Origin of the sequence: Acinetobacter sp. YH12208 (assembly GCF_013418055.1) — a bacterium.
In the GTDB taxonomy this organism is placed as follows: domain Bacteria; phylum Pseudomonadota; class Gammaproteobacteria; order Pseudomonadales; family Moraxellaceae; genus Acinetobacter; species Acinetobacter pseudolwoffii.
On sequence record NZ_VPCT01000001.1, the window covers coordinates 576409 to 598808 of the forward strand.

The following is a 22400-nucleotide window of genomic DNA, read 5'->3' on the forward strand; positions in this document are numbered from 1 at the left end:
TGAAAGGTGAGAGCGCCTCCAGAAAAGTTTGCTTTTCTAAAAAGTGAATGTGAAACATAAATAATATTGATGTTTAGGATCAGATGTCATATTTATTTCTTAATGGATCGATAAAGGAGATACACATGACCAATAAATCAGAGCAAGAATCAAATCCGCAAAAAGAATCTAATGATGATAAAGGCAATCAGGATTCGTATAAGGGCGTGAAGCCAGAGAAAAAACCCAATGCAGAACCGGAAAATCCATTGAGAGAACAAAAATAGCTCTTTCACATTTTAAAAGCCCTAACTTGCTTTAGGGCTTTTAGTTTTTCGACAACCGGTGATCTCTGGGTGTCGCTCTAAACTCATCTCTCATTTCAAAGAAAAGCTCATGAGCTTGTTCATGATTGCAGCATAACCAATCATGGCGTGATTCTTCAGGAATCACAATAATCGAGCGCTTCTCGTCATCTGGATGGTGGAACTGTTTCATCAATAGGTGTTGATCGGAATTTATAGTCAGCATCGAAAATGATCTGATTTTTTCACCCTCAATGAGCACATCATCATAAATGGCTGCAACGGTAAAAGGGTTGCCATCTTCACGTGAAATACCAAACCAGTGCGGTTTTCCATCGATATATTTAGGTTCATAGAAAGTATCCACGGGCACTAAAGCAAACTGGTTATTTTTCCAGGCATGTCGAAAACTTGGCTTGGACGCTATTGTTTCAGTTCGGGCATTGTAAGTATGTCGACCATATTTTAATTCTTTCGCCCAAAAGGGAATCAGTCCGAAACGTGCAATATCTAACTCAAACCCCTCAGCACCTCGCATCATGATAGGAGCAGGTGCTAAGGGGTAAACATGTGATTTCATGTTCAATTCAAGTTGTTCTGCATGAAGATCTAATAAAGAGAGCTGACTTTTTGAGGGGAATTCATAGTTTGAACACATGACCGACCTCTTTGCTTAGCATTCTGATCTGCGATAACAATTAAACTATAAGAATGATGACCTCAAAACAATTCGAAATCGTAAATGTAGTTGGGTCTGGAAACGGAATTTTTATGGTGAATATGAATGTAATTTTTCGCCAATGGATGAAAAATAATCTTCGATAAAATGAGCGCCCAGATTCCATTGCTATAGTTTTATTTCCAGTTTTGCCTCCTTTGCCTGAAGGAGCTATCTTTTGCGCAGAAAGGTCATGCTGCATTTTATCTTTTGTTTATTCGGTCTTCATGGTGTCACAGAAATCGAATGCCAAGCGGATGGTAAAGAAGTGAAAGTATGTCGTGACTGCTTGAAAGAAGAAAGAGTTACATAAACGGTAAGAAAAGCTTAAAAATTCTTATCACTATTAATTCAGAATAGGCATTCACAATAAAACTCATAATTTTAGAGAATATAGAATGCCTAGAAATAATTATTTACCCGCTCTAGAACAAGTTTATGAGTTTTTAAAAGAACGTCCTGGCTTTAAAGAGAAAAGTGAGTTTGATAAGTCAGTAGAGTATTTTAGAACGCTGCACGAAGGAGAGCCTCAGGAATTTAAAGTCCAAGCATTCCATAACATTAGTGGTAAATTTGGAAATAAAGAAATACTGAGCATAAGTTCTGCACCTAAATTTACGGATAAAAACAGCTTCCTTAATTGGGTTGATATGCACATCAACAATTAGGTTTTGACGTTAGAACAGCTTATCCAATGGTCAGCTTTGTTATTTTCTACCCATACATTAATTAACATGGAGTACAAAAAACACTCTAAATTAAGTTGGAAAACTACACATTTGAATGCTAATTTTTGTATTCAAATCTGACAGTTAATGAGGTGAGCAATGAAGTTGTTGACTTTGTTTGGTGTAGGCGTAGCCGCAAGCTATTGTTATAAATCTATGAAAAATGGCAAGCTCGCTCTTTCCAGACCAAATTTTGATGAAAGTGTAAAACAATTTGTACTGCAAGAATTCGCAGCTTCGTAAGAATTAGATCTATTGGATTAAAGAGCTCATCATAGGATGGGCTTTTTTATTTCTCAGGCTTTTATGGAAAATGTTTATCTTTTGAATGCAAAAAGCCTATCAGGGAGATAGGCTTCTTTTATTAATTCAACATAATATTATGAGTTTTTCTTATCCGCCTGATTTTTTTGATCATTTTGCTCTTTGGTTATAGGAGCTGGCTCTCCTTGATTCGGTTTTTGCTCTTGCTCATTTTGCTTGGGTTTGTTCTCAGTCGCATTATTAGAAAATTGATTGAAAGACGCTTTTTGAGCAGTATTTGTATTAACTAACATAAGTTTCTCAATTTTTAATTGTCGAAGATTCGACCTGCCTAGAATGGTATATTAAAAGCACTTACAATGAGATGATTTAGAGATGCGAGTGTAGCGATATGTAGGATTTCGAGATTTATATCTTATTCATATTTCACCATATTTTTGAATCATGGTGCAGGTAGATGATTTGTCTACTAAAGTGCGAAGTTAGTGGAATTATCGGATATTGCTTCGATACCTAAACTCCACAATGAGTATTTTAGTTCTAAAAATAGGCCTCTTAAATAGAGGATTGAAGATTTTAAATCAGTGGCTTAGCTATTTGGAGAGAAGATTTAAAGCGTGTTTTTATTTCAAAAGTATTCAATATTCCCGTAACTTTGCTTTATTAAGTATCAAAGGTGAATTGAAATAACTCCTTCTTAAAAATATTCCCATTTTTATCCGAGGTTGCTCTATAAAAATAGATTCATGTTTTACGCATTGTAAATGCCTTTCAATATTGATTTTTTACTTTAGCCACATTTAGCCATAAACTTACGAAAATTTCGTGCCTTAGGGTGCACTCTACAAATTTTTTTAAAATATATTTTCTGTGGATTTGTAGACCTTTGAACAGCAAGTAAGGGCAATTCAATGCAATATGACGCAACTATTAGTATTTATAAGCCATTGAAGATGCAAGGGAATACAATTTAATGCAAGCACTTGCAATCAGTACCAGACTGGGAGGATTCTATTTTTTCTACTATGCGATTGTGGGCGCATTCATGCCGTTCTGGAGTCTGTATCTGGAAGATCAAGGCTTTAACTATCAGGAAATCGGTATTTTATCTTCTATTGCGATTCTCACTCGGTTTTTTGCGCCTTTTATTTGGGGCTGGATTGCAGATAAATCTGGTAAGCGCATGTTGCTGGTACGGATTGCCACCTGGATGGAAGCCTGTATCTGGTTGATGATGTTTATCATTCCTAACAGCTTTCAGTCAGTGGCTTTACTGATGCTGATTTTCAGCTTTTTTCAAAATGCGATTTTGGCACAATTTGAAGGCGTGACTCTATTCTGGCTCGGGGAAAAAAGAGCAGAACTTTATGGCAAAGTCCGGAAATGGGGTTCGGTTGGATTTATTATCGGTGTATTCGGCTTGGGCGCCATCTTTGAAATTATCAGCATTAGCATGCTTCCAGTTTTATTGCTGTGTATTTCATTTCTGGCTTTTCTCTGGTCTTTTAGCATTAAAGAACCTACGGCGGCGCCTACTGCACAGAAAAAGCTGGAAGCCCTCTGGCCGATTTTCAAGCGCCCGGTTGTATACAGTTTTTTTCTGATTGAACTGATCATGCTGTTTTCACATGCGCCGTTTTATAGTTTTTATAGTAATTATCTTAGTCAGGCGGGATTTAGTAGCAGTCAGATCGGATTGCTTTGGTCCATTGGGGTTATTGCCGAAATTATTATGTTTGCTTATGCTACCTTCTTTCTGACACGCTGGTCATGGCGTCATTTGGTGATACTTTGCCTGTTGATGACTGGCTTAAGATGGCTGATTGTAGGCGTATTTCCATCTGCATTTGTGGCACAATTTTTTGCCCAAACGATTCATGCCTTGAGTTTTGGTTTATTTCACATGATCGCCATGCGGGTTATTTTCCAGAATTTCTCTGCTGCACAGCAAGGCCGTGGACAGGCTTTATATAGCACCATGTGGGGCTTAGGCGTAGCAAGTGGCAGCATTCTGGCGGGCTATTATTGGGATAAAATTGGCGGAGAAACCATCTTTATGTTTGCCGCCGCATCGACTTTGTTTGGTTTGTTATTGATTTTTGGGTTGCCCAATACAGTTGAGCAATCAAAGATATCTTCATGATGTCTCTGATGCTTAAAATTTAGATCCGAATTTTGGCGTACTGATGAACCCAAGGCTGTGCCTGTTCCAGTTGAGCAGCTAATTGCAATAGCAGGTCTTCACGGGCAAAGGGTGCAATAAACTGCGAACCGAGCGGCAGGTTTTGTTCATTCCAGTACAACGGCACTGACATGGCTGGAAGCCCGGTAATATTGGCAAGTTGAGTAAAAGGTACCCATTTCAGGTTTTCTTTGACAATCTGATCGACCAGTTTACCTTGTGCCAGCAGATGGGCCTTACCTACACCCAATAAAGCCTTTAAAATTGGCTTCTGCCATGCAGGTGTTTTGACTTCGCCATTTTTCGGTGCGACGGTTGCGGTTGCAGGCGTCAGATACAGATCATAATCATCAAAGAAATGATTCATCTGGGTCACGTACTGGCCCCAGTTATTCAGGTTCTGGATATAATCAAGTGCGCTGGTTTTAGCTCCAAAAGCCGCCAGTGCTAAAGAGTCCAGTTCAAAATCCTTCGCTTTAGACGGGTAGCCTTTCTGGATTTCATCCAGCATAAATGAAAACTGGCTAAACCAGGTGGTAATAAAATCCTTGGCCAGTTGCATGCCATCGATGGCCGGACGGTCTTCAACCACCTCATGTCCCAAAGATTCCAGCAGTTTGGCCGTCTGTTCGATGGCTTTCACAGCATCCGGAGAGACAGGCGTGCCAATGGTAGAATGGGGATTAAAGGCAATTTTCAGTTTTTTCGGTGGTTGCTGAATCACATCCAGATAATGATGCTGTGGACGCTGAATCTTAAATAGCGAGCTGTGATCTTCACCATGCGTGGCATCCAGCATTGCAGCACTGTCCCGCACTGTTTTAGTCAGGACATGCTGAATCGCTGCACCATGCATGGCCTCACTCATTTGCGGCCCCCAGGGGGTACGGCCACGACTTGGTTTTAGACCAAACAGCCCGCAATATGAAGCGGGGATACGTATCGAACCGCCGCCATCGCCTGCACCCGCAATTGGTACAATGCCGGCAGCCACAGCAGAAGCCGAGCCACCCGATGAGCCGCCGCTATTATGTTGTAAATTCCATGGATTTTTACAGCTACCCCAGGCATCTGGTTCGGTAATCCCTTTAATGCCAAATTCAGGCGTATTGGTACGGCCAAAAGTGACAATTCCAGCTTTTTCCCAACGATTGACAATCTCGGCATTGGTTTCGGCAATATAACCGATCCGTTTTAAGCCCTGACAGCCATAAGAGGTTGGATAACCTGCATATTCCTGAAACAGGTCTTTGACCAGAAAAGGCACACCGGCAAAAGGTCCGGATAAATTCTGCTGGGTCCGTTTTAATGCATGCTCATGCATGGGAATAATAATAGCATTCAGTTCGGGATTGGCAATTGAGCTACGCTCTAAGGCAGCGGATAAAAGTTCACTGGAATGTACCTGTTTATTGGCGACCAGTTCAGCCAATCCTAAACCGTCATATTGTAGATATTCTTCTAATTTCATTGCCATTCCCTAGCGTTAATGCTGTTCAAGGTTGTAGATGATTTTAGTTTAAGATGCAAGTACCACCTGATTACGTCCACGATGTTTGGCCTGATATAAGGCCTGATCTGCAATATTGATCAGGTTTTGCAGGTCTTGTGATTGTGGTTCATTTTGATGGGTAATCCCTACACTCACGGTAATGTAGAGATCTGAACCATCTGATTGATGCATCGGGGTTTTTTCTACACGTTTACGTATGCGTTCTGCAATATCCTGAGCCTCAAAAGGCTCGGTGTTCCAGAGTAACAGCACAAATTCTTCCCCACCAATTCGTGCAAACAGATCTTCAGCACGTAAATTGCAGCGAATGATTTCCGCAAAATGTTGCAGCACTTTGTCACCGACATGATGGCCAAAATCATCGTTCAGACGTTTGAAATGATCAATATCCAGCATGATGACCGAAAATTCCATTCTGTTGGCATATTGCAGTAAATATTCACCTTTCTGAAAGAAAAAATGACGGTTCATGGTGCGGGTCAGACTGTCATGATTGGCCAGATAGAGAACCCGTTTAAACAGCTCATTGCGGTTTTGACTAATAATACAAAGAATAAGCGGCGATAAGGCCAGCATAAACAGCCCGATCCGGAGCGAAATATAAATCGTAGAATCTGCCAAGGTGTCATGCGTTGTGGCATAAAACCGCGTCAGGCTGTAATAGGTCAGGATAATCACAAAAGCGTTGATCATGGTCATGGTAAACAGGCGATAGGTCAACGCAGCCCAGATCAGTGCAGCCAGAGGGTAGAGCATTGCACCCGGGCCTGCAAAAATATTGGTAATGATGACACAGGCCACGACTGAAGATGCAGGTAAAAAATAGCTGAAGTAATTACGTTTTTGACGACGGTTTTTAAATAAGTACTGCATGTCTTTTATTCTTGGGAATGCCAAGATTAAAGGAAGAAACACAATATAATTCACCATTTCACCGGTCCACCACAGACCAAAATCAATCCATAAATTTTCTTTGGTCATGAATGAATTGGGTAGATTGGGCAAGGTGATAACTGCAAAAGCCGCACTGGCCAGGCAGCCTGCAAAAGCGAAGATGCCAAATAAATGAACGAAGGTATAACCGGTATTATAGTATTTGTAATTAATCTTGAAATATCGAATAAAAAATATCGAGACAATAGTACTGATCAGATTAGACAGGGTAAGAAACAGGCTTTGCAGCAGACTGTTGCCTGTGACCAGATCTGCAAACATAAAAGCACTGAATGCACCCAGCCAACCGCCCATATTATTTAAATGTGGAAAGCGTAAGAACAGGGCTAACAAGGCAGCATTGGCCGGCCACAATAAGGCCAGGTACTCAATCGGTCTGGTTGCGATCCCAATAAAACAACAGACTAAAACAGCGAAAACAATGACAAAATAAGCATAGGTTTCATGATTTAATTGTTGTTCTGTTATTCGAGCTAATTGCAAATTTAAAATCCTATTCAAATTTTTAAGTGTGAATGATCACTTTGTTCAGCAACTAAGTTTGACCCAAAATATAATTTTATTGTTTGATTAATCTGTTATTAATACGAACTATTAAGATTCTTATATACGAAATATATACAAAATAAACTGGAAAAGAAATCCATGTTTTTAAACAATATGATAAAAACTTTATGGACTCAGATTTAAACTGCTCCAGAGTGGGATACGATTCTGAAAAAATATGCTAACTTAGAATCAATTGTTAAAACGATGCCGGTAAATATGAAAAAAATATGTCTTAGCCTTATCTTACTCATGAGCTCACCTTGGCTAATGGCGACAGAAAATAAAAAACCAGCGGAAGTTTCTGCTAAAGCTGCTGAAATCCCAAATACATTTACCGTGAAAACCCGGCCTGAAATTGTGGGGTTGTGGGGGATGGAAATTCCGGATAATAAAAAATGTATCGAATATTATAATTTTAAAAGCAATAATAATGTCGTAATTAAAAGTGGTGAAGAGTGGACTTCAGGATTATATGATTATCAGCCTGCACAGGATCCGACCGTTCAGATTCCCGCACTGATTCTTCAGGTTAAATATGATAATAATGAAAAAGACTGCTCAGGCAATCAGGTTGATCAATCCGGTGAAATTTCCCAGTATTTTGTGAAATGGCAAAATCCGTACACGATTAATTTCTGTGCCAATGACAAGGCCGAGCAATGCTTTGCCGTGCTCAGACGTGTATTACCATAAATGAATCATCAACATAAAAAAACCGCTGAATTTCAGCGGTTTTTTTATAAGCTTAAAGCTTATTGAGCTTTGTCTTCAGCACCTTCTAGCTGTTTCAACAAATGTTTTTCCAGATAATGAATGTCCATCGCCTGTTTGCAGAAGTTTTTATCCTGAAGGATTAAATCTTTGTGCAAAGGAATGTTGGTTTTAACACCAGTCAAAATCATTTCTTCCAAGGCATTTCTCATGCGAGAAATAGACGTCTCACGGTCCTTGCCATGCGAAATCAGTTTGGCGATCATCGAATCATAATACGGCGGAATGCTATAGCCTGGATAGATGTGCGAGTCTAAGCGGATACCTGCGCCGCCTGGTGCATAGAAGCTCTCAATCTTGCCGGGTGAAGGCAAGAAGGTTGATGGATCTTCTGCGTTAATACGGCATTCAATTGCATGTCCTAAAACCTTGACATCTTCTTGCTGAATATCGAGACCTAAGCCACCAGCAATACGCAATTGCTGTTCGATAATATCAATACCGGTTACCATTTCAGTTACCGGATGTTCAACCTGAACACGCGTATTCATTTCAATGAAGAAGAATCCATCATCTTCAAACAGGAATTCGAATGTACCTGCACCACGATATTGCATCAGTTTACAGGCATTGACACAGGCTTCTAGAATATCGGCACGTGCTTGCTCTGGTAAGTTCGGTGCTGGCGCTTCTTCCAGTACTTTTTGATGGCGACGCTGTAGCGAGCAGTCACGATCATAGAGATGAATCGCATGGCCATTACCATCAGCCAGTACCTGTACTTCAACGTGACGTGGTTTTTGCAGGAAACGCTCCATATAGACCGTATCATCACCAAACCACATTTCTGCATCACGCTGTGCAGCCTGAACAGACTCCAGCAGGGTGTCGACATTTTCGACGATACGCATACCACGACCACCACCACCAGAAGCAGCTTTGACAATCAGCGGGAAACCGATCTCTTTCGCTTCAGCGAGTGCATTGTGAATGGTTACGGCATGGTCGCAGCCCGGTACAGTTGGTACACCCGCTTTTTTCATGGCAATAATGGCAGAAACCTTGTTCCCCATTAAGCGAATATGTTCTGGACGTGGACCGATAAAGATAAAACCAGAATTTTCTACGATTTCAGCAAATTCAGCATTTTCAGCGAGAAAACCATAACCAGGATGGATGGCATCTGCGCCAGTAATTTCAGCAGCTGTAATAATCGCAGGAATATTCAGGTAGCTGTCACTGCTCGCACCCGGACCGATACAAACCGCTTCATCACAGAAACGCAAATGCATCAGGTCTTTGTCTGCGTCAGAATAGACACCTACGGTTTTGATCCCTAAAGTTCTGCAAGCCCGGGTGATGCGTAAAGCAATTTCACCACGGTTTGCAATTAAAACTTTTTGCAACATTATAAATCCCCGGGGTGATTAAGCGCGGTAGCGGAAAAGTGGTTGGCCGAATTGAATCACTTCACCATTTTTCACTAGAATTTCTTCGATCACACCACTTTGAGTTGCTTCAATCGGGTTCATGATTTTCATTGCTTCGATAATACCTAAGGTATCACCAGCAGAAACGGTTTGACCCACTTTGACAAATGTCGCTTCGCCTGGGCTTGGTGCAGAGTAAAACACCCCAACCATTGGAGATGTTTCAACAGCACCGCGCGGAGACTTCGCCGCAGGTACTTCAGCTGCAGGTGCAGGCATTGCAGGAACAGCCGCTGCAACCACTGGATTACGACGAGTTAATGCAATCGATTGATCGCCTTCTTTAACTTCGATCGCCTGTAAGTCAGATTCAATCATCAAGTCGATGAGTTTCTTGATTTTACGGATATCCATGAGACAGTATTCCTAATTAAGATTTTGTAGAAGATTGTATTTTTTCAATGACATAGTCGAGCGCAGCAGCATAGCCTTTTGCACCCAGACCACAGATCACGCCGATGGCTTTATCGGACAAGTACGAATGATGTCGAAATGCCTCGCGTGCATGGACGTTTGACAAATGGACTTCAATAAAAGGAATGGCGACACCAAGCAGGGCATCGCGAACCGCAACAGAACTATGTGTCAATGCTGCCGGATTGATAATGATATATTGTACGCCGTCGAGTTGGGCTTGATGAATTCGGTCAACGATTGCGCCTTCCCAGTTGCTTTGGAAGGTATCGAGTTGTAATGTGGCCTGTTGAGCCTGAGCAGTCAGTTGCTGATTAATATCGCCAAGCGTAAGATGACCATAAACTTCTGGTTCGCGCTTTCCAAGCAAATTTAAATTCGGTCCATGAATAACCAAAATGGTCGAACTCATCCAGCATGCTCCAATTAAAAAGTGTCGAGGTTTGTTTGCAAGATAGCTGCAAACTCTGCTTATTATTGCATGATTTTCTACATGACTATTTATAATTTCTTTGAATTGACGTAGAAAGCATATCCTAAACAGTGGCGCTATAATGAAAACTTTGCAGAGATTTGGCAATGTTAAAAAATTACAATTCGCAGGGTATTCAGATTGTTTTCATTGTAAACCCAATTGGCAAAAACAGTTAATATCCTTTATGTAACTGTATCTTCATGTTAAGGATCAGCTCTGCTGTTTGATCATATTTTAATCTTGCAAAAATTCATGTCTGGCCAAAACGATTAGGACATTCAATCGAGAGATCCTTGACTTGCGTGAGAGGATGACTAGCCTAACTTTGCCTTTAACCGTGCTTCCCTTAATGTCAAAATCTCATCTTGAAAAGATGGAGAAATACTTAAAAAGGCAAGATAAGACAATATGTTAATAAGCTTATTTTAATATTTTAGTCTGTGTTTTTATATGCATTTTATTACAAAATACCAGATAAAAATGAGTTACTTCAATTTAGAGATCAGTTTTATGTTCTGTTTCTAAATTTATAAAGCTGACTAAGAAACAGACATCGAATTTAAAGAGATTTATAGCGAAGGGTTTGGAAAAATTTAGATTGTCGATATCTTAATGAAATGACGAATATGTTCATTTCAAAGCATTCTAAGTCGCTAGGCACAGGCGCATCTGATATCTAGATAGTGGCAAAAACACATATCTTTGTTGGTATTTTACACGTCACTCTCTTTGCAAAAAATCTCAGAAACAGCTTGTAGTCATGCATATGGAGCAGAGGTATGGGGCAAAAATATTAACTTCTTGAGCGAATATTTATATACTAAGGCGATCAGACTTGAGCCAGAAGATTATGACACCTGCATGTAAACTCTTAAAAACTCAAAAAATTGAATATAGTATTCATGAATATGAACATGATGCCAATGCGAAAAGCTTTGGTTTAGAGGCTGCAGAAAAATTAGGATTACAAGTCGAAGAAGTCTTTAAAACGCTATTGGTAACAGATGAAAAACAGTATTTTGTTGCCGTATTGCCGGTACATCATCAACTTAATCTAAAAAAAGTAGCGGCAGCTTGTGGTTGTAAAAAACTGCAAATGGCAGATCCGAAACATGCAGAACGTTTAACCGGTTATCTGGTCGGTGGAATCAGTCCAATCGGACAAAAGAAACGTTTAAAAACAGTCATTGATGTATCGGCAGAAAAGCTCAATAAAATATATGTGAGTGGCGGTAAAAGAGGCTTGGATATCGGACTGAAACCGGCTGATCTTGCCAAAGTGCTGAATGCACAGTTTGTCGATGTGCTGGATGTATAAGGTCAAATTCCCCTGAAGATTTAAATGAATAGCGTTTGAAGTGATCTTTTTTTGGTCGGAAAAATCAGCAAATCATTTTATACCTTTGTATATTAGATCACGAATAAGCACAGCGGAAATGTGCGCAACAAAGAATTAAAAATAATAAAAATGATTATGCGGAGCATAAAGGATGAAAGTTCAAAATAAAAAATGGCCACGATTCTATCTGACCTTATCTGCAATGGCTATGCTGTCTGCGTTTCCGAGTGTACAGGCCGCTTCTGCGCCTTCAGCTGCACCTGCCAATTCACAGCAGGTTTTCTTTGTCGGAAACAACTGGGATGGTACAGTGACTGTGATTCGTCCATCGGGTGATTTTGGCAAAATTGGCGTCATTAACATGATTCCTGACCGTAAAGAGCGTCTCAAAGAAATTCATCTCAATCCTATCAAGCTGATTGCCTATACCTATATTCAGGCCACAGCGGGTGAAGGTAATGATCAGTTGGTAGATGATATGTACTCGACGCCAGATGGTCAGTCCATCGTGGCATCGCGTCCAAGTTTCGCTGATGTGGTCTCTATTAATATCAAAACAGGCAAGATGAACTGGCGTACACCGGTTGAAGGTTTTCGCGCCGATCACATGGCGGTTTCGCCAGATGGTCAACGCGTGGCGGTGTCAGCATCTTCAGGCAATGTGGTACATGTCCTGGATATTCACACTGGCAAAGAGTTAGGGCGTTTTGCTACGGGTGATAAACCGCATGAAAATATCTACTTCGATGATGGTAACAAAATCCTGAACTCCGCGATTGGTAATGTTGAAACGTCAATGGATGCACAGTGGCAGGATTTCACCAAAGGAAAACGCTACATTAGCATCGCGGATGCCAATACCCATCAAGTGCTGAGAAAAATTGATTTCAGACCTGCACTCGATGCATTTGGTCGCAAGGATTTATCCAATTCAGTTCGCCCAATGGTATTTAGCAAGGATGAAACGAAACTTTATGCCCAGGTTTCATTTTTTAATGGTCTGATTGAGTACGATCTGAATCAGAACAAGATTAGCCGGATCGGACAGTTCCCTGGCAGTGATAGTATCCCGAAAGACCGGACAAAATGGGTCAATGATTCGCGTCATCATGGTTTGTCAATCAGTGCTGATGGTGAAAAGCTCTGTGTTGCAGGAACCATGGATGATTATGCCACGATTGTAAATCGTAAGACGCTGACTGCCGGCAAACTGATTCCTGCCGGCAAACCCTATTGGGCAACGCGTAGTCCAGATGGTAAAAGCTGTGTGATTTCCGAAAGTGAAACCGATGTGGTGACCGTGATTGATTTTGCCACAGGGGATAAAGTGCTCAGTGTACCAGTTGGGAATCATCCACAACGTGTCCGGATCGGCTATGTACCAATAGACTGGTCAACGCCGTAGTCGAGCAACGATACAGGCGGCGTTTTGATAAGAGCTGTCTTTATTGGGTTGAGGAGATCAAGATGAAAGATAAGACCGTTCTTTTATATCTCATCATCGGATTACTCTTGTTCGGCATTTTGGTGGCTATTGCTTACCAGATACGACAAGACATCTATCGGACTGATTTTGCCAATCAAGTCCAAGCCCATCGTGATCAGGTTGCCCGACTTGAAAAATCACCCAGCTATATGTCTCTGAGTTTTAAGAGCAATAGCCAAAATACACAGGCTGAACCAAATAATGTAGCTACAAAGCAAAGCCTATTGTTAAAGCAACAACAACAGTTATATCTAGACTTTGCTCAAATCATCAGTGCTTTAGGTCAGGGGCAACAACCAGATCCTAGACAGGTCAGTTTGCTGGTTAGTCTACAGCAGACGCTGGTAGAAGCTAAACTGGTGACTCGAGACGAGGCGAAAGCACAAATTGAGTTTCTGCTGAAAGTTCTGCCAGAAATGGATCATGAATTGCATCGGGCTTTGCGAACCTTAGAACAAATCCGAAGTTGAGGAATTCAAGCCACGAATATCTTTTATTATTTTAGATGTGAAAATTGCTTTCATAAAAAAGCCCAAATGAGAATTCAGGCGTTTAGATATAAGTATTGAATACAGCGTACTTTTATAAACAATTCGCAGGCTTGGGTACGCCGGCCAAACGGCTTAAATGCCGCGCGACCAGACCCGTATTAAACTTTTCCTGAAGCATGGCATTGTTAATGTCAGCACTAACCGTTTTCATTAGGAATTTAATTAAGGGACGTGTGGCCGGTGAATGGCCAAACTGCTGATAGAACTGACGCACTGCTTGCAGAATTTCAAAATGCCACGGGGTTAAGTTCAGTTCCAGGTTATTGGCCAGGACTTGCGCGACTTCTTCATTCCAAATGGTGTAATCGATCAGATGACCATCTTGATCCAGTTCTAAATTCATATTTAACTCATTGATTATTTCATTGAAATACAGCGATTAAACCCGAGGCAAAGATCTGCAAAATCGGCAAAATTGACAAGCTTGACTTGATCCGGCAAAGGCTGTGTCAAAAGCTCTGCATCATTTTCCAGCATGTAAATTTGCGGCAAATTTTGTAGAAATGAATGCTCCAGCTGTAATACGGCTTCACCCATCAGTATGATCTGATCAACTGGGGTATAAATTTGAGCGAGTTGTTCCAGAATCTGCGCCGTTGCCGCATAGTTCGATTGGATCAGATAAAGTGTGTGATTTGACATTTTATATATCCTTTATTCCTTACCAATACAGCACATGATCAAAGCCTTGAATAAACGCTGGGCTTAGCTCAATAAATTCAATCTCTTGTTCGCTCTGAGCCACAAAGGGCGAGTTCTGGTTTTTCTGTTCAATCAGAATTGGAGTCAGGTCATAAAACTCAAAACTGTCGACCATATTCGATGCCAGTTTAAAGGCATGTTGTAACTGATCAAATTGCAGTTCTGAGCGTAGAAGACTAAGGCCTGCACCTTGTAGCAGAACTTTCACTTCCGCACCAAATGTCGCCAAAACCATGGTCGCAGACAGGCTTTCATGCACTTGCAGGCTGGTCAGATTGGCTTGGGTTAATATAACAAGTACAGATTTCACACAAGATTCCTTGGAAAAGCAACACATTCTAAAAAATGGAACATCTAGAATTGAATCAGACGTTGTGAGGATTGAACAGCATCGGCAAGTTCACCTAAACCGACCAATTCAAAGGCATCCGCCAGATTATGCTGCTGAATATTGTGACGTTGAGCATTGTCCTGATCTGTAATCCCTCGCGCCAGTGCTGCACTTACACAGACCGGTAGGCGAATATTGAGTGCTTGCCAGGCATGTGTAAGATGACGTTGATCGTCGGGCACCCATTGCAGTGCATTTGCGACCGACACGCCGTCCTGATAAAAGAATACGCGGAATTCTTGGTTTTTGTTGTGTAATGCCTGCGCCAAACCAAGGGCATGCCAGGCATAAATAGAAGTTGGTGCGGAGGTAACAAGAATTAAGGTGCTCATCGAAATTCACTACAGGCTTGATCAATAGCAACAGCTTGATCTGGGCTTCATCAGAAAGTAGGTAGTATACAATGATTTTAGTGACGGGTGGATTAGGCTTTTTAGGCTCACATATTGCTTTAAGTCTGTTAGCACAAGGATTAGAGGTCATTGTGGTCGATAATTTGGCCAATGCCAACTTGCAGACGCTGGAGCGACTTGAATATATTTCCGGGATGTATGTGCCTTTTATCAAAATTGATATTCGCAATACGCCTGCATTAAACAAAGTATTTGAACAGCATTCGATTCAGGCTGTAGTACATGCTGCCAATTTTAAGTCGCTAGAAGAATCAGTATTAAAACCCCTTGAATATTATAATGATAATGTCAGCTGTATTATGAGCTTAATGCGCGCCATGCAACGTACCGGCGTACGGCATCTGGTGCATTTATCCAGTCTGGCAGTCTATGGACAATCCGGTACGGATCTCAATGAAGATCTACCTTTTAACTATACTTATCCCAATCCCTATATTAAATCGCAACAGATGGTTGAGGAAATTATTCGGGATACTGTCAAAACAGATAACGAGTGGCGCATTGCCATCTTAAGACTATCTAATATTAGCGGCGCCTTCGAGCATGGTGTCCTAGGCGAGGCGGTGCCACCTTTACCGAAAAATATTGTGCCTTTGGCAATGCAGGTCGCTGCGCAGCAGCGCGAATATCTGGAATTACGCCGTCAGGCTTATACTGCGGATGGAACAGTAGAGCGGAGTTTTCTGCATGTGGCAGACAGTTGTGATGCGGTGATTAAATCCTTGCAGTGGCTATGGCAACAACAGGAATTAAAATGTGAAGCCTTCAATATTGCTGGAACGCTCATTTCGATACAGGATTTGTTGGATCAACTGGCAGAAGTGACCCAGTCTGTAATTAGAACAGTCGATGCCTTGCCTTATCCTCATGCAGAGCTTGACCAGCTAGGCGCGAATATTGAAAAGGCACAGCAGATTTTGCATTGGCAACCGCAGCGTTCACTGAAAAAGATGCTTGAGGATGAATGGCTATTTTATCAAAATATACTGAGAGGACAGTAAATGAGATAAGTAAAAAAATATTTGATAATAATTATCATTTACATATTTAATATAATCGATTACTTTTAATTAATCTAGCAAAGTATCGTGATAGATGCTTTTAAAATCAGCGATATGTAAAAAATTGAGGTTGAACATGCAAACACGTATTGAACATGACACCATGGGCGAAGTGGCCGTACCGAGTGAGGCTTTATGGGGCGCTCAGACCCAGCGTAGCTTGCAAAACTTCAAGATCGGCAATGAACGCTTGCCACGGGCAATGATTGGTGCAATGGGACTGGTAAAAAAAGCTGCAGCCTTGACCAATGCTAAACTGGATCAGATTCCTCAAGAGCTGTCGGGCTATATTGTGGATGCAGCAGATGAGGTGATTAGCGGGCAGTGGGATAGCCAGTTTCCACTGGTGGTCTGGCAAACCGGTTCAGGCACGCAAAGTAATATGAACTGTAATGAGGTGATAGCTAATATTGCCAATCAAAAATTGGGCAATCATTTAGGTGCGCAAAAACCGGTTCATCCAAATGATCATGTCAACCGTGCCCAATCGACCAATGACTCTTTCCCGACTGCGATTCATGTCGCAGCGAGTTTGCAGATTAATCAACTTCTTATTCCAGCGCTTACCCGTCTACGCGATACCTTGCATGTAAAATCTTTAGCTTTTGCCGATATTGTCAAAATTGGCCGGACGCATTTACAGGATGCGACACCTTTAACCCTAGGTCAGGAATTTAGTGGTTATGTATCCCAACTTGATCATGGCTTGATTCGCTTACAGCAAGCTTTACTGGGTTTGTATGAGTTGCCATTGGGCGGGACGGCTGTTGGTACAGGTCTAAATGCCCATCCTGATTATGCAGTTCAGGCCGCAGAGACACTGGAGAAGCTGACAGGTCTACCATTTGTCACTGCTCCGAATAAATTTGAAGCTTTGGCCGGCCGTGATGCTGCGGTATTTGCTTCAGGCGCATTAAAAACCCTTGCAGTCAGCCTAAATAAAATTGCCAACGATATTCGTTGGTTAGCCAGTGGGCCTCGTTGTGGATTTGGTGAACTGCGTATTCCTGAAAATGAGCCAGGTTCAAGCATTATGCCGGGTAAGGTCAATCCGACGCAAAGTGAAGCCATGACCATGGTGGTGGCGCAAGTGCTTGGAAATGACACCACGATTAATGTGGCAGGTGCATCGGGTAACTTTGAGCTGAATGTGTTTATGCCTGTGATTGCCTATAACTTACTGCAATCCATCCAGCTTTTGGGCGATGCCTGTAATAGTTTCAATGATCACTGCGCCGTAGGTATTGAGCCGAACCGTGACAAGATTGATCATTTCTTGCATGACTCATTAATGCTGGTCACTGCATTAAACCCGGTGATTGGTTACGAGAATGCAGCCAAGGTTGCCAAAACTGCCTATAAAGAAGCTAAAACCTTAAAGCAGGTGGCTGTTGAACTTGGTTTAGTCACAGCTGAACAGTTTGATGAGGTGGTGCGTCCTGAACAGATGGTCTCACCGAATACAAAATAAAGCGTTTAAGGCTTTTATTTTCAATCTTTCAGCCTGTTTTATCATGGAATCGTCAGCAGTGGTTTTTATCTCAGGCAGAGTTGCGTACAATAGAACTCGATGAGATTAACCACTGATGATTGTTTTATGCTTGATATTTATTTAACAGATGTTCAAAGAAAGGTGCAATTCAAGGATTATCCAGGTGAGCATCCTGTTAAATTTATTCTGAATTTTAAAAAGATTTTTCCAAGTGTCATGGAACTTCTTTTGCCGGTGCTTCCAGATGATGAAAATCTGGAAGAAATGTCTTGGGAATCGACCAGCGATGACTTTGAGACTTTCCAAATGTTGTTAACCGGTTGGGGCATTATTGAACTGCGTTTAAAGGCGATTAGCCAGTTTAAAGATAAAGCATTTGCGGATCGTTTGGTTAAACAAGCCCAGCAAAAACGTAAGGACTATCAAAAGCAGCAGGCAAAACTGAGCACAGTTGAACTGGACTATCTGTTTATGCAGGAAATGCATGCACTGATCGATGCAGAACTGGTTGAACTAGGTGAGAAATTCTATTTACCGACACTACGTGAGCTGTGGAAAAGTAAAGTATCAGCTCAAATTTTGAATGCAAAATTTTAATTTAAATTTATAGTTTTCATTGATAAAAATTAGTCCTCCATTCTTGGGGGATTAATTTTATCTGCAGCATAAGCTTTCCTTCATGATCGGAGATGCTTGGAAATAGCCTAAGCTATATTATTAGATTCTCTTTAACAGGGATCTTCAAAAAATAAACCTTATAAAAATAATGATTCCTAGAATTTCGCCCGAGAACAAAGCAAGATAGCCCACTATTTATCCTAAAGTATTTTGATTGGGCAGTAATTTTAACCTTTGTTTAAAAAATAGGTGAAAAGAATTAGTTTTAGCTAAAAAATATATAAAAATATCAAGCAAATAGCCTGGTAATTCTGTCTATTATTTTTTAATGTATATAAGTTTTATTTTTAGATAAGCTAAAAGTTTAATTGATTAGCTGTGCTTCACAAAAATAGCTAAAGGTTCCAATTTTCCCGAAGATATATCCCAGGATTTTTAAAAATGTCGAATCAGTTTTTAGATTTAATTACTAAACGCCGTACTATTTATGCCATTGGCAAGAATATTGAACAATCTCCTGAACGTTTAACTGATTTAATTCAAACTGCAATTAAACAAAGTCCATCTGCTTTTAATTCTCAGTCTTCACGCGCCGTCATTTTATTCAACACAGAACATGAAAAGTTTTGGGGCATCGTTGCAGATAAATTAAAAAGTTATGCAAAAGACGAAGCAAGTGCAGCAAAAACCACTGCTAAAATGGCCAGCTTCGCTGCTGGTGTAGGTACGGTACTGTTTTTTGAAGATCAAACAGTGGTACAAGCGTTGCAGGAGCAATTCCCGTCTTATGCGGATAACTTCCCCATCTGGGCAGAGCATTCTACTGCGATTGCGCAATTTGCCACATGGACAGCATTACATACTGAAGGCCTAGGTGCATCTTTACAGCATTATAATCCGATCGTAGATGAGCAGGTGCATGCTGAGTGGGACATTCCAGCCAACTGGAAGCTTCGCGCACAGCTGGTCTTTGGTTCAATCGAAGGCGAAACACATGCCAAAGATTATCTTGCGGACGAAGAGCGTTTTAAAATTTTCAAATAAGCCTGAAATTCATATCTGCGCTTAAACAATTTTAAGCGCAGATATTTTAACATCTCGACGAAATCCTCATCAGCATTGCTAAAATTCAGTTAAAATAGCGTGCTAATGCAAATAAATGAGTAATATCGAATGTCGAAAAACACGCAAAATCTATCACCTTTACAAGAACTGATCGCAGAGCAAAAGTTACTTTGTGAAGAAGTAGGCTCAGCTTATGTTGAAGTCACGGGTGATGATGTTGTTGCTGTGGCCGTACATACCTTAAAGCAGGATCCGATAGTTGGTATTCGTAAAAAGCCTGAGACAGCGGAAAATATCAGCTGGTATATTTATGGCGGAGAACCTTCAAGTGAAGATGCTTTTGAAACGATGACCGTACGTGAATTACAGGACATCGCACCAGAAGTATTACCATATCTTGCTCTGGAAACAGGTTTTCGTTTCATGATTGATGCCGATGATTATGAAGATGTCTGGAAAGAAGAAATCTAAATGCTAAAAAAATCATCTTTCATTTGTGCAGGATTGTTATTCTTACTGAATAGCATGGTCTTTGCAGAACCACTTTCACAAAGTGCGTATGACCAGTTTATTTTAGAACAGACTAAAATCGTCAATGAAACCAAGCACATTTTAGATGAAGATGATCCAAAGGCCGATGCCAAAACCCAACGTCAGGCTTTCTGTAATCGACTGAAAGCCTATCAGGACATTCAAAAAGTTTCTGAAGAAAATAACAATCTGGATATGGCGCCCATGATGGCTATGGTCGCCAAAAGTTTTCTTGATCGACAGGATCAGAGCCTGAGTAAATCAGGAATGACCACCACCTTATTCTGTAAAAATAGGGATGTTGAATAGGGCGAGTGGTACTTCTTCTCATCACGCATTAATGAAAATAAAGAGAATATTATTATTTTAATCTTGGCTGGATTTTGACCAAAAAATATCATCTTAAATAAGATGCATCTATCTGTAGGGTTTTTTGTAAAGTTAAACTAAAGTATAAACATGATTGTTACTCATTATCCCGGGGATATATCCGGGAAATAAGAAAATTGATAACTATAATTTAATAATTAAACTTTAATATTTTTCTAAGCTTTGTCGAGAGATCTTTTAATACTGCATAATATTGTTGCTTGATCATGTCACACATAAGCATTATAGAAATGACTTCATAACGAATAGCGTGAATTTTGTCTTCATACATAAATGAATGGTATTCCAAGCAGGGTAGTGAAGTTATATCTTATATTTATGCTACAAAACTAATCCTGTTGTATTTATAAAATAGCCTAAGTATTTTATATATTTTAGCAGCAGATCTCGCTGTTAATTTATTACATGCTCTAAAACGAAAAAAGGAGTGTATTTACAAATTCCTATTCTGCAAAAGTAGTGTGATAGGGATCTATTTGTTCTAGTATCATTATCATTCTGAAATTAAAAATAAAATATGGGTGCGATTTCTCTTAATCCCAAGACTATTTTAAAAATGTATTAGATCGTCTTTCATATTGATGAGGCATTTTTCTTTAATTCAAATTAATAATTAAGCTTTGAACACTTTTAATCTAATGATCAATTTAGCCTAAGCAAAATTGATCAACCTATTACAAATAGCCTAAGCAAATTTTTATTTTAAAAATTTGGCAATTGATTAATTTTCAATATCAACCCACTATTAACATTTAAATCAAGAAATCACGGAATTCTCAAATGATCCTTAACTATCAATTACACCATCATGAAACTTCAACAGTATCTCCAATGATCTTTATTCATGGTTTATTTGGTAGTTTGAGTAATTTAGGAGTATTGGCTCGACATTTTTCTGAACAGAGAACCGCGATCCAAATTGATGTGCGTAATCATGGTCTTTCTGGTCATAGCTCTGATATTAACTATCAGCTCATGGCAGAAGATGTATTGGAAACTTTATCCAGTTTAAATGTTCATAAGTTTGTCGTTGTTGGACATTCTATGGGTGGGAAAATTGCTATGAAACTGGCAGATTTAGCTCGTGAACAGACTGAAAAACTCGTCGTGCTTGATATTACACCGATCCAATATCATGAAAGTCATCATGCTGAAATTTTTAAAGCCTTATTTGCAGTACAGCAAGCAAATGTTGCTTCACGACTGGAAGCAGCAAAAATTATGCGTAAATATCTTCATGAAGAAATGGTGATTCAATTTTTATTAAAATCCTTTAATAAAGGGCAGTGGCTGTTTAATGTTCAGGCTTTATTTGATCATTATCCAGATATTATGGCTTGGGAAAAGGTCGAAAAAATTAATCGGCCAGCCTTATTTCTGCGTGGTGGTGATTCTTTTTATATCTCAAAACCAGAACATTTTGCAGCAATTAATGAACAGTTTTCTCAGGCAAAAATTGAAGTTATTGAAAATACCGGTCATTGGCTACATGGTGAAAAACCAGATGAAGTCATTAAATACATGCAAGCATTCCTTAATTAAGTAATATTTACGGATGTAATGTATGTACCTGTAATTGACCTTCATGGATCAGTTGATGCGCCATCTCAGCAGTTTTCTTTAAACCGGGCATACGATATTCAGTATGTCCGAAATCTTTAATGGATTTCCAGCGGCCGCCCCAGGTCAAACCTACCGATTCAGCGACCTGACCATATAATTCATAACCGCGCATGGCCCAAGGATCACGTTCTGTAATGACTACTTTGCCATGCCGTTTAAAGGCAATATCTGCAGCCAATCCAAATGCCAAGGTAGGTCCAAATCCCAGCAGATGTTCGGAAATAATGGAAAGACATTTTGATTTTAATAAATCATCATGGCGACGATGGCCAGGTTGACCACGGCTGGCATGCGCCATACCTGAAACACCATCTTGATTGAGCTTCTGTAATAACCGGGTAATTTGACGGGTTGAAAGATTAAGGATTTCAGCAGCACGGACTTGTGTAATACGATGATCTCGAACGTCTTGCAGAACAGCAAGACGTTGAATTTCTTTGTCAGACATAGTGATCA

The 22400-nt window shown here is 40.3% G+C and carries 27 protein-coding genes; 15 read left to right on the forward strand and 12 right to left on the reverse strand.

The window, feature by feature from the left end; translation table 11 throughout:
* The first annotated feature begins 125 nt into the window (after positions 1-125).
* Complete coding sequence (locus FTU95_RS02730) at positions 126-266, forward strand: hypothetical protein (protein ID WP_005096816.1); 141 nt, start codon at positions 126-128, stop codon at positions 264-266.
* Positions 267-306: 40 nt separating this feature from the next.
* On the opposite strand, the gene FTU95_RS02735 is transcribed toward FTU95_RS02730, so the two are convergent.
* Positions 307-942, reverse strand: coding sequence for an SOS response-associated peptidase (locus FTU95_RS02735; RefSeq protein WP_180077437.1), 636 nt, complete (start codon positions 940-942; stop codon positions 307-309).
* A gap of 458 nt (positions 943-1400) precedes the next feature.
* On the opposite strand from FTU95_RS02735, the gene FTU95_RS02740 reads away from it, so the two are divergent.
* On the forward strand, positions 1401-1670 hold the full coding sequence (locus FTU95_RS02740) for a hypothetical protein (protein WP_074382825.1): 270 nt from the start codon (positions 1401-1403) through the stop codon (positions 1668-1670).
* A gap of 159 nt (positions 1671-1829) precedes the next feature.
* On the forward strand, positions 1830-1973 hold the full coding sequence (locus FTU95_RS02745; protein WP_005171065.1) for a hypothetical protein: 144 nt from the start codon (positions 1830-1832) through the stop codon (positions 1971-1973).
* A gap of 137 nt (positions 1974-2110) precedes the next feature.
* Here the strand turns inward: FTU95_RS02745 and FTU95_RS02750 are convergent, their stop codons facing one another.
* Positions 2111-2287: a hypothetical protein gene (locus FTU95_RS02750; protein WP_180077439.1), complete on the reverse strand. Its 177-nt coding sequence runs from the start codon at positions 2285-2287 to the stop codon at positions 2111-2113.
* A gap of 680 nt (positions 2288-2967) precedes the next feature.
* On the opposite strand from FTU95_RS02750, the gene FTU95_RS02755 reads away from it, so the two are divergent.
* The gene (locus tag FTU95_RS02755; RefSeq protein WP_074382824.1) at positions 2968-4137 is read left to right on the forward strand and encodes an MFS transporter; all 1170 of its coding nucleotides are present in this window, start codon (positions 2968-2970) and stop codon (positions 4135-4137) included.
* A 19-nt stretch (positions 4138-4156) separates the two neighbouring features.
* Here FTU95_RS02755 and FTU95_RS02760 read toward each other — a convergent pair whose 3' ends face one another.
* Both FTU95_RS02760 and FTU95_RS02765 read right to left on the reverse strand, forming a co-directional pair.
* Complete coding sequence (locus FTU95_RS02760; protein WP_159515793.1) at positions 4157-5647, reverse strand: amidase; 1491 nt, start codon at positions 5645-5647, stop codon at positions 4157-4159.
* A 48-nt stretch (positions 5648-5695) separates the two neighbouring features.
* A complete protein-coding gene (locus tag FTU95_RS02765; protein ID WP_180077441.1) occupies positions 5696-7126 on the reverse strand; it encodes a diguanylate cyclase in 1431 nt (476 codons plus the stop codon).
* A 315-nt stretch (positions 7127-7441) separates the two neighbouring features.
* Between FTU95_RS02765 and FTU95_RS02770 the strand changes: the two genes are divergently transcribed.
* Positions 7442-7885: a hypothetical protein gene (locus tag FTU95_RS02770; protein ID WP_005096827.1), complete on the forward strand. Its 444-nt coding sequence runs from the start codon at positions 7442-7444 to the stop codon at positions 7883-7885.
* Positions 7886-7944: 59 nt separating this feature from the next.
* On the opposite strand, the gene accC is transcribed toward FTU95_RS02770, so the two are convergent.
* From accC to aroQ, 3 genes are read right to left on the reverse strand one after another with little or no spacing between them, the layout of a single operon-like run.
* Entirely contained in the window at positions 7945-9312 is a 1368-nt protein-coding gene (accC, locus tag FTU95_RS02775; RefSeq protein ID WP_100535033.1) for an acetyl-CoA carboxylase biotin carboxylase subunit, read from the reverse strand.
* A gap of 18 nt (positions 9313-9330) precedes the next feature.
* Positions 9331-9747, reverse strand: coding sequence for an acetyl-CoA carboxylase biotin carboxyl carrier protein (gene accB / locus FTU95_RS02780; protein ID WP_005096830.1), 417 nt, complete (start codon positions 9745-9747; stop codon positions 9331-9333).
* Between the two features lie 16 nt (positions 9748-9763).
* A complete protein-coding gene (gene aroQ, locus FTU95_RS02785) occupies positions 9764-10219 on the reverse strand; it encodes a type II 3-dehydroquinate dehydratase (protein WP_005096831.1) in 456 nt (151 codons plus the stop codon).
* A gap of 913 nt (positions 10220-11132) precedes the next feature.
* Here aroQ and ybaK point away from each other — a divergent pair.
* The 3 genes from ybaK (at position 11133) to FTU95_RS02800 (ending at position 13577) form a co-directional block, all read left to right on the forward strand.
* Positions 11133-11600, forward strand: coding sequence for a Cys-tRNA(Pro) deacylase (gene ybaK, locus FTU95_RS02790; RefSeq protein ID WP_005171051.1), 468 nt, complete (start codon positions 11133-11135; stop codon positions 11598-11600).
* Between the two features lie 172 nt (positions 11601-11772).
* Positions 11773-13026: a YncE family protein gene (locus FTU95_RS02795; RefSeq protein ID WP_180077443.1), complete on the forward strand. Its 1254-nt coding sequence runs from the start codon at positions 11773-11775 to the stop codon at positions 13024-13026.
* Between the two features lie 62 nt (positions 13027-13088).
* Positions 13089-13577, forward strand: coding sequence for a hypothetical protein (locus FTU95_RS02800; RefSeq protein WP_180075824.1), 489 nt, complete (start codon positions 13089-13091; stop codon positions 13575-13577).
* Between the two features lie 112 nt (positions 13578-13689).
* On the opposite strand, the gene FTU95_RS02805 is transcribed toward FTU95_RS02800, so the two are convergent.
* From FTU95_RS02805 to tusD, 4 genes are read right to left on the reverse strand one after another with little or no spacing between them, the layout of a single operon-like run.
* Positions 13690-14001 (reverse strand): TusE/DsrC/DsvC family sulfur relay protein, encoded by a 312-nt coding sequence (locus tag FTU95_RS02805; RefSeq protein ID WP_005096835.1) that lies wholly within the window; start codon positions 13999-14001, stop codon positions 13690-13692.
* 14 nt (positions 14002-14015) lie between these two features.
* On the reverse strand, positions 14016-14300 hold the full coding sequence (locus FTU95_RS02810) for a DsrH/TusB family sulfur metabolism protein (protein ID WP_005171040.1): 285 nt from the start codon (positions 14298-14300) through the stop codon (positions 14016-14018).
* Positions 14301-14319: 19 nt separating this feature from the next.
* On the reverse strand, positions 14320-14670 hold the full coding sequence (locus FTU95_RS02815; RefSeq protein ID WP_005096837.1) for a hypothetical protein: 351 nt from the start codon (positions 14668-14670) through the stop codon (positions 14320-14322).
* Positions 14671-14714: 44 nt separating this feature from the next.
* Entirely contained in the window at positions 14715-15083 is a 369-nt protein-coding gene (gene tusD, locus FTU95_RS02820; RefSeq protein WP_005096839.1) for a sulfurtransferase complex subunit TusD, read from the reverse strand.
* Between the two features lie 71 nt (positions 15084-15154).
* On the opposite strand from tusD, the gene FTU95_RS02825 reads away from it, so the two are divergent.
* The 7 genes from FTU95_RS02825 (at position 15155) to FTU95_RS02855 (ending at position 21863) form a co-directional block, all read left to right on the forward strand.
* The gene (locus tag FTU95_RS02825; protein ID WP_005096840.1) at positions 15155-16165 is read left to right on the forward strand and encodes an NAD-dependent epimerase/dehydratase family protein; all 1011 of its coding nucleotides are present in this window, start codon (positions 15155-15157) and stop codon (positions 16163-16165) included.
* 136 nt (positions 16166-16301) lie between these two features.
* The gene (fumC, locus tag FTU95_RS02830) at positions 16302-17696 is read left to right on the forward strand and encodes a class II fumarate hydratase (RefSeq protein WP_180077445.1); all 1395 of its coding nucleotides are present in this window, start codon (positions 16302-16304) and stop codon (positions 17694-17696) included.
* A gap of 126 nt (positions 17697-17822) precedes the next feature.
* On the forward strand, positions 17823-18314 hold the full coding sequence (locus tag FTU95_RS02835) for a hypothetical protein (RefSeq protein ID WP_100357164.1): 492 nt from the start codon (positions 17823-17825) through the stop codon (positions 18312-18314).
* 462 nt (positions 18315-18776) lie between these two features.
* Entirely contained in the window at positions 18777-19379 is a 603-nt protein-coding gene (locus tag FTU95_RS02840) for a nitroreductase family protein (protein ID WP_180000770.1), read from the forward strand.
* Between the two features lie 129 nt (positions 19380-19508).
* Entirely contained in the window at positions 19509-19871 is a 363-nt protein-coding gene (locus FTU95_RS02845; RefSeq protein WP_005171032.1) for a hypothetical protein, read from the forward strand.
* On the forward strand, positions 19872-20240 hold the full coding sequence (locus FTU95_RS02850; RefSeq protein WP_180077448.1) for a hypothetical protein: 369 nt from the start codon (positions 19872-19874) through the stop codon (positions 20238-20240). It abuts the gene before it with no gap.
* A gap of 861 nt (positions 20241-21101) precedes the next feature.
* Positions 21102-21863: an alpha/beta fold hydrolase gene (locus FTU95_RS02855; RefSeq protein WP_180077450.1), complete on the forward strand. Its 762-nt coding sequence runs from the start codon at positions 21102-21104 to the stop codon at positions 21861-21863.
* 7 nt (positions 21864-21870) lie between these two features.
* Here FTU95_RS02855 and FTU95_RS15135 read toward each other — a convergent pair whose 3' ends face one another.
* Positions 21871-22398: a M15 family metallopeptidase gene (locus tag FTU95_RS15135; protein ID WP_373688055.1), complete on the reverse strand. Its 528-nt coding sequence runs from the start codon at positions 22396-22398 to the stop codon at positions 21871-21873.
* Positions 22399-22400 lie beyond the last annotated feature (2 nt).

What these genes read in the sequence shown, in the direction of transcription:
- FTU95_RS02730 (WP_005096816.1), top strand. Translation starts at nt 126, where the DNA reads ATGACCAATAAATCAGAGCAAGAATCAAATCCGCAAAAAGAATCTAAT.
- FTU95_RS02735 (WP_180077437.1), bottom strand. Translation starts at nt 942, where the DNA reads ATGTGTTCAAACTATGAATTCCCCTCAAAAAGTCAGCTCTCTTTATTA.
- FTU95_RS02740 (WP_074382825.1), top strand. Translation starts at nt 1,401, where the DNA reads ATGCCTAGAAATAATTATTTACCCGCTCTAGAACAAGTTTATGAGTTT.
- FTU95_RS02745 (WP_005171065.1), top strand. Translation starts at nt 1,830, where the DNA reads ATGAAGTTGTTGACTTTGTTTGGTGTAGGCGTAGCCGCAAGCTATTGT.
- FTU95_RS02750 (WP_180077439.1), bottom strand. Translation starts at nt 2,287, where the DNA reads ATGTTAGTTAATACAAATACTGCTCAAAAAGCGTCTTTCAATCAATTT.
- FTU95_RS02755 (WP_074382824.1), top strand. Translation starts at nt 2,968, where the DNA reads ATGCAAGCACTTGCAATCAGTACCAGACTGGGAGGATTCTATTTTTTC.
- FTU95_RS02760 (WP_159515793.1), bottom strand. Translation starts at nt 5,647, where the DNA reads ATGAAATTAGAAGAATATCTACAATATGACGGTTTAGGATTGGCTGAA.
- FTU95_RS02770 (WP_005096827.1), top strand. Translation starts at nt 7,442, where the DNA reads ATGAGCTCACCTTGGCTAATGGCGACAGAAAATAAAAAACCAGCGGAA.
- accC (WP_100535033.1), bottom strand. Translation starts at nt 9,312, where the DNA reads ATGTTGCAAAAAGTTTTAATTGCAAACCGTGGTGAAATTGCTTTACGC.
- accB (WP_005096830.1), bottom strand. Translation starts at nt 9,747, where the DNA reads ATGGATATCCGTAAAATCAAGAAACTCATCGACTTGATGATTGAATCT.
- aroQ (WP_005096831.1), bottom strand. Translation starts at nt 10,219, where the DNA reads ATGAGTTCGACCATTTTGGTTATTCATGGACCGAATTTAAATTTGCTT.
- ybaK (WP_005171051.1), top strand. Translation starts at nt 11,133, where the DNA reads ATGACACCTGCATGTAAACTCTTAAAAACTCAAAAAATTGAATATAGT.
- FTU95_RS02795 (WP_180077443.1), top strand. Translation starts at nt 11,773, where the DNA reads ATGAAAGTTCAAAATAAAAAATGGCCACGATTCTATCTGACCTTATCT.
- FTU95_RS02800 (WP_180075824.1), top strand. Translation starts at nt 13,089, where the DNA reads ATGAAAGATAAGACCGTTCTTTTATATCTCATCATCGGATTACTCTTG.
- FTU95_RS02805 (WP_005096835.1), bottom strand. Translation starts at nt 14,001, where the DNA reads ATGAATTTAGAACTGGATCAAGATGGTCATCTGATCGATTACACCATT.
- FTU95_RS02810 (WP_005171040.1), bottom strand. Translation starts at nt 14,300, where the DNA reads ATGTCAAATCACACACTTTATCTGATCCAATCGAACTATGCGGCAACG.
- tusD (WP_005096839.1), bottom strand. Translation starts at nt 15,083, where the DNA reads ATGAGCACCTTAATTCTTGTTACCTCCGCACCAACTTCTATTTATGCC.
- FTU95_RS02825 (WP_005096840.1), top strand. Translation starts at nt 15,155, where the DNA reads ATGATTTTAGTGACGGGTGGATTAGGCTTTTTAGGCTCACATATTGCT.
- fumC (WP_180077445.1), top strand. Translation starts at nt 16,302, where the DNA reads ATGCAAACACGTATTGAACATGACACCATGGGCGAAGTGGCCGTACCG.
- FTU95_RS02835 (WP_100357164.1), top strand. Translation starts at nt 17,823, where the DNA reads ATGCTTGATATTTATTTAACAGATGTTCAAAGAAAGGTGCAATTCAAG.
- FTU95_RS02840 (WP_180000770.1), top strand. Translation starts at nt 18,777, where the DNA reads ATGTCGAATCAGTTTTTAGATTTAATTACTAAACGCCGTACTATTTAT.
- FTU95_RS02845 (WP_005171032.1), top strand. Translation starts at nt 19,509, where the DNA reads ATGTCGAAAAACACGCAAAATCTATCACCTTTACAAGAACTGATCGCA.
- FTU95_RS02850 (WP_180077448.1), top strand. Translation starts at nt 19,872, where the DNA reads ATGCTAAAAAAATCATCTTTCATTTGTGCAGGATTGTTATTCTTACTG.
- FTU95_RS02855 (WP_180077450.1), top strand. Translation starts at nt 21,102, where the DNA reads ATGATCCTTAACTATCAATTACACCATCATGAAACTTCAACAGTATCT.